General features: G+C 63.9%; 1 protein-coding gene. It reads right to left on the bottom strand.

The features are described 5' to 3' along the window. Positions 1-177: 177 nt before the first annotated feature. On the bottom strand, positions 178-2,368 hold a 2,191-nt coding region (locus tag NTW26_00085; GenBank protein ID MCX7020671.1), incomplete at its 5' end, for a M4 family metallopeptidase.

The following is a 2,368-nucleotide window of genomic DNA, read 5'->3' as shown; positions in this document are numbered from 1 at the left end:
GATCACGGCCGGTCCCGAAGAAGAATTCGGGATGCAAGCAAAGGCTGCTCTCACATTGATGCTATCGCAGGCGATTTTTTCTTAGATTGTTCCGCGTAAGATGCGACGCGGATGCGTCGCATCTTATGACGGAACAATCTACTTTCCAGTTCCCGCTCCTTCCTTCTGCCTTACGTCTTATCTTGTCACCGGGATATCCCCCGCGGTGCCGAGATAGGTCCGGGTGATGTCTTTGACCGCCCATTGGCCGTCGGTTTTGAAGACCCCGTAATCGCAACTGCCGTCTCCGTTGAAATCGGCCGGGACCGGCAGGTCGGTCCCGCTCGACCCGAAGAAGACCCGAGTGACGTCGCGCACCGCCCACATCGTCTCCTTGAAAACGGCGATGTCGGCCTTCCGGTCCCCGTCGTAGTCGGCCGGCACGGGGATAGCCCCGGATTCAACGTAGACCCGGGTGACGCCCTTGACCGTCCACAACCCGGTGCTCCCCCGGTAGACGGCGATATCGGCGGTGCCGTCCCCGTTGTAATCGCCCGGGGTATACCCGCCGCCCAGCGCGGCCCCCGCCACCGTCAGCATCCCGCTCGCCGCCGGCCGGCCGAAGATGGGGTTGCCGTCGGCGTCGTTGATGTTGGTGATCAGCGGGTTGCCGCTGAAGCTCACCGGCGAGGCGCCGTTGATCCAGCCTTCCGCATTGCTGTATTGCTCGACCCGCTGGTCGTTCCAGGCGGAGCTGTCGACAACGACGGAGACGACCTGGAGAATCGCCGGGTCGAAGGCGAGACGGGCGCCGGCGGAGCGCGCGGCCGCTCCCGCCGTGTCGACCCCGACCGCCACGGTTTGCTGAGCGCCCGGGGCCACCGCCGCGGCGACGGGATTGAGAGTCATGGTCGGCGCCTCCCGGCCCGCAAAAACGGCGAGCGCGGGCGCCTTCCCGCAGGCGGTGCTCGTCGTGCAGTAGGGCGGCAAGCCCGTATAGTCAAAGTAATAGTTGTTGCGGGTCACAGTGAAATCCGCCACGTTCACGAAGTTGTTGCGGTCGGCGTCGCCGAGGCCGCCGCACGTCTCCACCGGGATGCAGGTGTAGTCCTTGTAATAGTTGTTGCGCGTCACGGTGAAGTCCGCCACGTTCACGAAGCGGTTGCCGTCCGCGTCGCCGAGGTAGCCGCTGCCCGGTCCGGTCGACACCGCCGTGGGCGTCGGGACCGCCCCCGGAGGCGTCGGCGTGGCGATCCGCGGCGTGGGCGTGGCGATCCGCGGCGTGGGCGTGGGCGGCGCGGCGGTCGGGGTCGGGGGTCTCGCGGTGGGGGTGGGCGCCGCCCCGCACGTGTAGATGCGGATATCGTCGATGAACCAACCGTAGCTATTCCCCCCGGTGTCGGTAGCGAGGCGGAAACGGAAGCGCACATTCTGCCCGGCCAGCGAGCTCAGGTTGAGTCGGCTGGAAATATAGCCGTTGCTCGACCCCACGAAGGCAGTAGAGCCTCCCAGAGGGTTATCGGACTCAGTGGTGAGGGCGCCGGTATACCCGTTATGGGTGAAGAGGGAACCGGCGTCGTTCCAACTGGTTCCCCCGTCGGTGCTGTATTCCACCACTCCTCCGTCGCAATAATACGCATCGTATATTTCAAATTCAAAGGCATGGTTGAACCGCAGATAAGCGTTCGCGGGAATGGCTATGCTGGAAGTCATGGACATGGAATAATCCGCCTGGGTCGCGTATTCGAATCCCCAGAAGTTATACGCGCCGCTCGTGGCGTAGGTCATATCCATTCCCGGGACGCCATGAGAGTTTTGCGGGTAAAACCAACCGTCGGAACCGACGGCCGCGGAGTGAGTCCAGTTGCCGCTGGCGGTGTTTTCCAGATTGTCGAAGAAGACGTTGACGGGAGAGCCGCTGTCGCAGACGGGGGCCTCGGGAGCCGGGCAGATGGTCGGCTGCTGATTCATCTCGGTCGCGTCGCAGGCATCCTTCAACTCCTGGCGGTCGGCGGCGGAAAGGCCAATGTTCACCGCGGCCTGCTGGAGGCAGTCGTAAAGGTCCTGGTAGTCGCCGGCGGAGGTCAAGAGGTTGGTCTGAACCTCGTAGAAAAGGTCGGCCACCGCCCCCATCCCCCCGCTCAGGGGCGAAACCGTGTATCCGTTGAAGCTCTCCCCGTCGACCAGAAGATAGGCGGCCTTGTTTCCCACCCCGCTGTCCATGTGGACAATCGCGCTGCCCACATCAGTGCACCAATAGAAGGCGCTGCTCATCCGGTCGGGTTGGTTGTAAAGCGGAGGGTTCTTCAGGCTGCGAATAGCCCCGATCGCAAGGTCCTCGCCGCAGAGCCAACGCACCGCCGGGGTGTCGTTCCCGACCCCGTTGTCG

This window comes from bacterium (assembly GCA_026398675.1).
Classification (GTDB): Bacteria; RBG-13-66-14; RBG-13-66-14; order RBG-13-66-14; family RBG-13-66-14; genus RBG-13-66-14.
This window is presented reverse-complemented; position numbering and strand designations above follow the sequence as displayed.